Annotated in this window: 7 protein-coding genes; 5 read left to right on the plus strand and 2 right to left on the minus strand. The window is 69.0% G+C overall.

The annotated features are described in order from the left end of the window. Positions 1–2 precede the first annotated feature (2 nt). Both sucC and D452_RS0119850 read right to left on the minus strand, forming a co-directional pair. Positions 3–1,184: an ADP-forming succinate--CoA ligase subunit beta gene (sucC, locus tag D452_RS0119845; protein WP_017545892.1), complete on the minus strand. Its 1,182-nt coding sequence runs from the start codon at positions 1,182–1,184 to the stop codon at positions 3–5. Positions 1,185–1,550: 366 nt separating this feature from the next. Further along, a complete protein-coding gene (locus D452_RS0119850; protein ID WP_017545893.1) occupies positions 1,551–1,961 on the minus strand; it encodes a cobalamin B12-binding domain-containing protein in 411 nt (136 codons plus the stop codon). Between the two features lie 133 nt (positions 1,962–2,094). On the opposite strand from D452_RS0119850, the gene D452_RS0119855 reads away from it, so the two are divergent. From D452_RS0119855 to D452_RS0119875, 5 genes are all read left to right on the plus strand, one after another. Further along, positions 2,095–2,364 carry a hypothetical protein gene (locus D452_RS0119855; protein ID WP_017545894.1) on the plus strand — a complete coding sequence of 90 codons (270 nt, stop codon included), beginning with the start codon at positions 2,095–2,097 and terminating at the stop codon, positions 2,362–2,364. Between the two features lie 52 nt (positions 2,365–2,416). Then, entirely contained in the window at positions 2,417–3,856 is a 1,440-nt protein-coding gene (locus D452_RS0119860; RefSeq protein WP_017545895.1) for a DNA-3-methyladenine glycosylase 2, read from the plus strand. After that, a complete protein-coding gene (locus tag D452_RS0119865; RefSeq protein WP_017545896.1) occupies positions 3,853–4,422 on the plus strand; it encodes a methylated-DNA--[protein]-cysteine S-methyltransferase in 570 nt (189 codons plus the stop codon). Before D452_RS0119860 ends, D452_RS0119865 begins: the two co-directional genes overlap by 4 nt. 138 nt (positions 4,423–4,560) lie before the next feature. Then, the gene (locus tag D452_RS0119870; protein WP_017545897.1) at positions 4,561–5,544 is read left to right on the plus strand and encodes a M23 family metallopeptidase; all 984 of its coding nucleotides are present in this window, start codon (positions 4,561–4,563) and stop codon (positions 5,542–5,544) included. 144 nt (positions 5,545–5,688) lie between these two features. Continuing rightward, positions 5,689–6,480, plus strand: a complete 792-nt coding sequence (locus tag D452_RS0119875; protein ID WP_152498621.1) for a S1 family peptidase — start codon at positions 5,689–5,691, stop codon at positions 6,478–6,480. The last annotated feature ends 701 nt before the right edge of the window (positions 6,481–7,181 follow it).

Consider the following 7,181-nt stretch of genomic DNA (forward strand, 5'->3'; position numbering starts at 1 on the left):
CCCTACTTCGCCGCGAGCTCGGCGGCCTGAGCGGCGGCGCCGTCCATCGTGTCGACCCGACGAACGGCCGGGTGGGCGCGCTCGTCGAGGATCTGGCGGCCCAGTTCGGCGTTGTTGCCGTCCAGGCGCACGACCAGCGGCTTGCTGACGTCGTCGCCGCGCTGCTCCAGGAGCTCCAGAGCCTGCACGATGCCGTTGGCGACCGCGTCGCAGGCGGTGATGCCACCGAAGACGTTGACGAAGACGCTCTTGACGGCGGGGTCGCCCAGGATGATCTCCAGGCCGTTCGCCATCACCTCGGCGGAGGCGCCGCCACCGATGTCGAGGAAGTTGGCGGGCTTGACGCCACCGTGGTTCTCACCGGCGTAGGCGACCACGTCCAGGGTCGACATGACCAGACCGGCACCGTTACCGATGATGCCGACCTCGCCTTCGAGCTTGACGTAGTTGAGGCCCTTGGCCTTGGCGGCGACCTCGAGCGGGTCACCCTCCTCGGCGAAGGTCAGGCTCTCGAGGTCCTGGCGGAACTCGGCGTTCTCGTCCAGGGTCACCTTGCCGTCGAGGGCGACGACCCGGCCGTCCTTGGTCAGGATGAGCGGGTTCACCTCCACGAGGGTGGCGTCCTTGCCTACGAAGGCGTCCCACAGCTTGGAGACGATCTCCGTGGCGCCCGCGGCGGCGGCCTCGGGCAGGTTGCCCGCCTTGACGATCTCCGCGGCGACGTCGGCCGGGGCGCCCTTCAGGGCGTCGATCGAGATCTTGGCGACGGCGTCGGGGTTGGTCTCAGCGACCTCCTCGATCTCCATGCCGCCCTCTTTGGAGCAGATGGAGAGGAAGTTGCGGTTGGCGCGGTCGAGCAGGAAGGAGAAGTAGTACTCCTCGGCGATGTCGCTCGCCTCCTCGACAAGGACACGGTGGACCGTGTGGCCCTTGATGTCCATGCCGAGGATCTGCCCGGCCTTGGCCTCGGCGTCCTCGGGGCCCTCGGCCACCTTGACGCCGCCGGCCTTACCGCGGCCACCGGTCTTGACCTGGGCCTTCACGACGACGCGGGGCTTGCCCGCGGCGGCGAACTCATCGGCGATGGCACGCGCCTCAGCGACCGTGCTCGCCACCTTCCCCTGGGGTACGGGAACCCCGTACTCTGCGAAGAGTTGCTTCGCCTGGTATTCGAACAGGTCCACGAGGGTCCGTCCTTGTAACTCGCTGGCTCAAGTGTGTACCGGGGTGGCGTGTCGATCGGCGTGACGCACTGGAGGGGTGTCACACCACGACGCAGAGCCCCGTTGGGGGTGAGCCGCCTACAGAGATCGAGATCGCCGCGGCGTTGCCACCCGCGACATGCGCAAAGCTTAGTCGCCCGTCGTCCGGCCGCCGGACACCAGGGTCGCGTTCACCCCATGGTCTTGCGCACAAATGCCGCTCATGCGGCGTTGCAACCCCTCCGACTTGGGAAGATATGTGACGAGAGACACCGCTGATAACACCGGTTCGGGTCGATTCACCCGGGATCGGACCCCTGACGAACTGCGACGAAGGTCACGAACCCCTCAGGCTGCGTGCGCGGGCCGGATGTTCTCGCGCACCCACTCCGCGATCTCGGCTGTCGGCGCCCCGGGTGTGAAGATCCGGGCGACCCCCATCGCCTCCAGCTCCGCGATGTCGGAGTCGGGGATGATGCCCCCGCCGAAGACCCTGATGTCGGTGGCGTCGTTCTCGCGAAGCAGCTCCATGACCCGACCGAACATCGTCATGTGGGCGCCCGAGAGCACCGACAGGCCGATGGCGTCGGCGTCCTCCTGGAGCGCGGCGGCGACGATCATCTCCGGGGTCTGACGCAGTCCGGTGTAGATGACCTCCACCCCGGCGTCCCGCAGGACCCGGGCGACGATCTTGACCCCCCGGTCGTGCCCGTCCAGTCCCGGCTTCGCGACGACGACGCGCGCGGCGGCCTCGGCCATGGCGTACCCCTCACTACGTTCCCCTCGGGCGCCCCTTGTGAGGGCCCTCCCGCGGGGGGAGATGATCGACTCGCGTGAAGAGTAACCCAGGTCACTCGCGGGTGCGGGGCACGGGGGCGGGTATCGTCCGAGGATGGATGACGGATTCGAACAGACCAGTACCGAGGACCTGCGGGAACGCGCCCTGGACCTGGCGCGCAGGCGCTGGGACGTGGGCTTCCTCTGGCGGCTGCTGCGCCTGATCCCCGCCGCCGAGGCCGCCGCGGGCAACCCCGAGGCCAGTGAGGCGAGCGTCGCCCAGGCCACCGGGCTCCTCTACGAGGCGTTCTCGGCGGAGCACGACCCCAAGGTCCACGAGGCGCTGCGCCCGGTCTACATCGACTACCTCACCAGCGACGACTGACCCGACCTACGTGTCCGAAAACCGCCAGCACGCCCCGTCGGAATCGGCGAACATGGTGGTTGTGATGGACGACGAGCAGCGCTACAGAGCGGTACGGAGCAGGGACTCCCGTTTCGACGGGGTCTTCTACACCGCCGTGCGCACCACCGGCATCTACTGCCGCCCGAGCTGCCCGGCGGTGACCCCGCGCCGGGAGAACGTCCGGTTCTACCGCACTGCGGCCGCCGCGCAGGAGTCGGGGTTCCGCGCCTGCAAAAGGTGCCGGCCGGACACCGTGCCCGGCTCCCCCGAGTGGAACGTGCGGGCCGACGTCGTGGGCCGGGCGATCCGGCTGATCCACGACGGAGCCGTGGACCGCGGCGGTGTGAGCTCCCTCGCGGAGAACGTCGGCTACAGCGAACGCCAGCTGAACCGGCTGCTCACGGCCGAGGTCGGCGCGGGGCCCCTGGCCCTCGCGCGGGCCGAGCGCACACACACCGCCCGCGTCCTCGTGGAGACCACCGACATGCCCATGGCGGACGTCGCCTTCGCCTCCGGATTCAGCAGCGTGCGCCAGTTCAACGAGACGATGTGCGCGGTCTTCGACCGTTCCCCGTCCCAGATGCGCGCGACCACCCGGAGGGCGGCGCCGACCCCGGGCGGGATCGTGCTGCGGCTCCCCTACCGGGGTCCGATCGACCTGGAGGGGATGCTCTCCTTCCTCGGCGCCCGCGCGGTCCCGGGTGTGGAGGGGTTCGACGGCTCCTACCGTCGTACACTGCGCCTGCCCCACGGCCCCGGCGTCGTCGAACTCTCCTCCGGCTCCGACCACGTCCTGTGCCGACTGTGGCTGACCGACCCCAGCGACCTGACCAGCGCCGTACGCCGCTGCCGGAGCCTCCTGGACCTGGACGCCGACCCCGATGCGGTCGCCGAGGTCCTGGGGCCCGACCCGGTACTCGGCCCCGTGCTCCGCCAGCGTCCCGGAACCCGCGCTCCGGGCCACGTGGACCCCGCCGAACTCGCGGTCCGCGCGGTCCTTGGCCAGCAGGTGTCGGTCAAGGCCGCGCGTACCCTGGCAGGACGGCTGGTGTCCCGCTACGGGGAACCGCTGCCCTCCGGGCTCGGCGACCTGTTTCCCGAACTCACCCACACGTTCGCCTCCCCGGACTCCCTGGCCGGTGCCGATCCCACCGGGATGTCCATCCCCGTGTCGCGGGGCAGGGCCCTGACCACGATGGCCGGGGCGATCGCCTCCGGCCGTGTGGACCTGGGCCCGGGCTGCGACCGGGACGAGGCGCAGCGACAACTGATGGAACTGCCCGGGATCGGCCCGTGGACCGCCGGATACGTCCGGATGCGCGGCCTGGGCGACCCGGACGTCTTCCTGTCCACGGACCTCGGCGTCCGCCAGGCCCTGAAACAGGAGGCCGAGTCCGAGGCCTGGAGCCCGTGGCGTTCCTACGCGACCCACCTCCTGTGGGCGTCACTCAGCCTGAAGGAGTCAGCATGATCACCGAACAGGACACCCTCCCCATGGACCTGGAGCGGCCCGCCCCGTCCCGCGAGACCGCGGTGACGTTCCGTTCGCCGCTGCCCGGCCCGACCCGCCACAGCACGCTGGACTCGCCCCTGGGCGAGCTGACGCTCTTCGGCGACGGCGAGGCCCTCGGCGGGCTCCTGACGCCGCCCAAACAGGGAACGCGTGCCATCCCATCGGACTGGGTGGCCGACGAGGGCTCCTTCACCGAGGTGAGGAAGCAGCTGGCCGCCTACTTCGCGGGGGAGCTCCAGCACTTCGACCTGCCCCTCGCTCCCGCCGGGACGCCCTGGCAGCTCCAGGTGTGGCGGGCGCTGACCACCATCCCCTACGGGGAGACCTCCAGCTACGGCCAGCTCGCCCGGGAACTGGGCAGGCCCACCGCGTCCCGTGCCGTGGGCATGGCCAACGGGCGGAACCCGATCAGCGTCATCGTTCCGTGCCACCGGATCATCGGCGCCGACGGGAAACTGACCGGCTACGCCGGGGGCCTGGAGCGCAAGGAGTTCCTGCTGACGCTGGAGAGAACCACTCGGTAGGGAACCAACCAAACAAGGGGTGTCGCCGAAGAAAGTTTCCGGAACACCCCTTGTCTGCTTGTGGGGGCCTGGTTACTCTGCGGTAGCCACGAGCTTGTGGTGTCACACCCCGTTCGCTCGATCCCCCCAGGAGAAGCGTTGACACTACCCACCCCCCTCGTACTGACCGCCTCGGTCGCGCTGGTCGTCACCTCGATGACCCCCGCGTCGGCGCAGACCGAACCCCTGAGCACCGCCGCCAACGTGGAGATCCTCACCGAGGTGGCCGAAGACCTCCCCACCACCACGTCCTCCCTGGCCGACTCGGTCATCGAGGACGTCCTGGCGGAACGCTCCACGGAGCTGTCCACCCTCGCCGCCCAGGACCGTGACGTGCGCGTCGACATCCGGGAGGCCAACGACGAGGCCGCCTTCGGTGTCGCCATCGTCACCGCCCCCGAGATGGAAGGCGAGGACCCCCACGCCTGGTTGTTCGCGGCCGAACTCGACGGCGCGACCTGGGACATCGGACTCGAGGGCACCGAGGACTTCTCCCAGATCCTCGCCGACTCGGCCCTGATGGACACCGAACAGCGCGAGACCGTCGCGGCCTCCACCGACCCGGACCAGCTCTCCCCCATGGCCTACACCGGGGTGGGTCTGCCGTTCTCCATCGGTACCTCGATGATCATGACCGGCGGTCCGCACGGGTTCAGCGGCGGCCCCCCGTACAGCTCGGTGGACTTCGCCGGAGGCAACGGCCAGGCCCGCGCGGCACGGGGAGGCTACGCCTACTCGCTCTGCTCCGGCTGGACCCGGGTCATCCACGACAACGGATACTCCACGGACTACTACCACCTGGAGGACTACCAGTGGCTGCCCGGTAACGACGTGGGCACCGGCCACTACCTGGGCACCCAGGGCAACAGCCTCTGCGCGGGCGGCTCGACCACCGGCGCGCACATCCACTTCGCCCTGCGCGGCTACACGGACCCGAACGCCGCCGGCTGGTACGTGGCCCTGAACGGCCTCACCCTGGGCGGCTGGACCTTCGTCGAGGGCGCCAACTACGGCGGCTACGCCTACCGCGACGGAGTGGGCACCGTCTACCCGGGCGGTGCGATGCACAACTACGGCTTCTAAAGTCGAAGCGCCCGGCTGCCCGGCCGGGCGCTCCACCTTCCGTTCGTACCGACTTTCGTAGCCGCAGGCTAGCTCTCGCGGCTGATGCCCCGACGGGGGCAGCCCCCCTAGGTTCGTGTGCAGACCACAACCGAAGGGACGGACATGACCAGCCGAATGATGGCGACTATCGGGGCCGCGGCACTGCTGGGCCCGTTGGCGCTGACCCCTCCCGCCTCCGCCATCATCGGCGGGGTCGACGCCACCGAGGAGTACCCGTTCGTGACCGCCCTGTTCGACGACCAGGGCCTGCACTACTGCGGTGGTTCACTGATCGACGAGCAGTGGGTGCTCACCGCCGCCCACTGCTCCGACTTCGACCTGCTCGGCACGGAGAAGATCTCAGTGCGGGTGGGCAGCAACCATCGCGACGAGGGCGGCAGCGAACGCGAGGTGGTCGACGTGGTCCAGCACCCGGACTACGAGGCACAGGACGTCAGCGACGACCCCGACTACCCCCACTCGTTCCTCCTGGTGCGCAAGGACATCTCACTCCTCAAACTGGACTCCCCGGTCGAGCAGACCCCCATCCGCATCGCCGAATACAGGCCGACCCCGGGCACCGAGGTGCGCGCGCTCGGCTGGGGCGTGGTCGACGAGCTCGGCCAGGAACCCAAGCCGGAGATCCTCCAGCAGCTCGACACCGAGATCGTGCCCGACGACCGCTGCGCGGAGCTCGACGAGGACCTCTGCTCCGAACACCCCACCGAACAGGCGCAGGTCTGCTCGACCGACTCCGGTAGCCCCATGATCCGCGGTGAGCAGGGCGACTGGGAGCTGGTCGGCCTCACCAGCCGCGACGGCGACTACGACGAGAGCGTCGCCTGCGTGGGCCCGTGGGTCTTCACCGAAACGGCGAAGCACAACGCCTGGGCCACCGACACGATCAGGAACTAGCACCCGCACTTGCCCCACGCAGTAGTGCCCCGCCTCCCAGAGGCTGCGCAGCTCCCTCACCCCCAGGGGGTTTGTCTGAACCTCATCACGCGCTGTAGTGACCCGCACGGCGCAAATCCCCCAGGGGGTGTTCACGTGCAGGTGTGCAGCTCCCTCACCCCCAGGGGGTGTGCTTGAAGCTCGGAGACCGCTGGTTGAACCCGCACGGCGCAAATCCCCTCAGACACAGCGGGGTACAAACGTGCACCTGTGTGCTTGGTTCAGTGGTGCGGGTTGGCCGTAGTGCGGTGGGCGGTGCCCGGACGGCGGGGGTTTTTACCAGTGCTGGGGACACGCATCTCTAGAACACATCAGTAGTCCTGGGGGGTGGCCCGTGTCCGTACTTGGCCCTGAACTACCAGTCGTGCACCGTTCTGCTCATCCGCCAAGTGCGGTGCGGGCACAGCACCATCCACCCACCCCGCCCTGAATAGACCGAGAAACCCCAAGGGGTACGGTTGAACCCGCACCCGACCGCCTTTAGCTAATGGGAAAAGCGGGTTGGTCGTAGAGGTTCCCCGCCACAGCAACCCCCACCGTCAAGGCCTCGCACCCACACACACCCCCAGGGGTTCCAGCCCCGACACCCCATGGAATTCGACCCGAAAACCACGATCCCCAATCCCAAATTCACAAACGCACAAACAACCCCAACAAAAAAA

The sequence above is a fragment of the Nocardiopsis prasina DSM 43845 genome (genome assembly GCF_000341265.1).
Lineage (GTDB): Bacteria > Actinomycetota > Actinomycetes > Streptosporangiales > Streptosporangiaceae > Nocardiopsis > Nocardiopsis prasina.

Excerpts from the sequence above, each read along its gene's own strand:
- D452_RS0119850 (WP_017545893.1), bottom strand. The coding sequence starts at position 1,961 with ATGGCCGAGGCCGCCGCGCGCGTCGTCGTCGCGAAGCCGGGACTGGAC.
- D452_RS0119855 (WP_017545894.1), top strand. The coding sequence starts at position 2,095 with ATGGATGACGGATTCGAACAGACCAGTACCGAGGACCTGCGGGAACGC.
- D452_RS0119860 (WP_017545895.1), top strand. The coding sequence starts at position 2,417 with ATGGTGGTTGTGATGGACGACGAGCAGCGCTACAGAGCGGTACGGAGC.
- D452_RS0119865 (WP_017545896.1), top strand. The coding sequence starts at position 3,853 with ATGATCACCGAACAGGACACCCTCCCCATGGACCTGGAGCGGCCCGCC.
- D452_RS0119875 (WP_152498621.1), top strand. The coding sequence starts at position 5,689 with ATGACCAGCCGAATGATGGCGACTATCGGGGCCGCGGCACTGCTGGGC.